At 47.0% G+C, this 987-nt stretch carries 2 protein-coding genes; both read right to left on the bottom strand.

All coding sequences use genetic code 11. The features are described 5' to 3' along the window. On the bottom strand, window positions 1–491 hold a 491-nt coding region (locus ACTXGO_RS14640), incomplete at its 3' end, for a hypothetical protein (protein WP_443575035.1). A gap of 133 nt (window positions 492–624) precedes the next feature. Beyond that, window positions 625–987: cation transporter dimerization domain-containing protein (locus tag ACTXGO_RS14635; RefSeq protein WP_443575034.1), on the bottom strand; the 363-nt coding region annotated here is incomplete at its 5' end.

The raw sequence follows: 987 nt of genomic DNA, 5'->3' as shown, positions 1-987 counted from the left end.
AACTCACGATGCGCTACTAACCGGGCCTCATCGTCACCGTCTAGAATTGCGCTCATACGTGTCAATTCATCAGCGCTGTACTCGCCGCACTTGTCAGTTAATGCACCTACTGAGCCAAAGCTTTTGGATTCCTTGGCGCGCGTTTTAGTCAAATGCAAGCGCTGGACATGATAGATAAATTGTGGAATCTCAAGACTTGCGGGCAATGGCAGGTGATCGGGTGGCAGGTAAGCGGCGGGATAAAACGCCATAGCACGCTCGATAAGGGGTTGCCAACGCTGCTGATAAGCTTGCACTTCAGCCAAATTGCCTTCATATATCGGCATGTCACGAACCTGACGCAAGATATCAGGCGGGAACTGCTCATCACGAAAGCTTGAGATGTCCTCTTGCAGTGTGGATAGCAGAGCCTTAGACTGTTTTTTGCCGTCCTTTGAGACAGGGTCGTCAATGTAGTCGGGAGCGACAAAGGGCGCTGAGCGTCTAGACATGGTCTTAATGGTCCGTTTGGAATAAGATATAAAGCTCTAAAAGTGGTCTGATAAATATGTATCTAATAAATAATGCTAGCACAGACGCCTAATGCTGCGTAGATTTTATGCAAATTAATCAAAGAATATAGCATCAGTGATTATGCCCGGCATGACTGACATCAACAGGGCGCTCTGAGATATCGCATACTAGGGCATCAGTATGAGTTTGTGTTTGCAGATGCGATGAGCTCTCCACTTGAATGGTCACGTGATGAATGCCCAAATCTAATAGCCTTTGCTCAAGCGCAACAATAAGTAGATTAGACTCTGAGATGCTCATATCACCGTCGACAACCACGTGACAAGATAGCGCATTAAGACCACTGGTAATGCTCCAAACATGCAGATCATGTACCTTTTGTACTTGCGGATGCGCCACTAGCTGCTGCTCAACATTGACCAGTGATATGTTACTAGGTGTACCCTCCATCAAGATATGCACAGAGTCGCGCAC

The sequence above is a fragment of the Psychrobacter sp. T6-1 genome (genome assembly GCF_052258445.1).
Note: the sequence above shows the minus strand (reverse complement) of the source record. Positions and strands in the feature narration are given on the sequence as shown.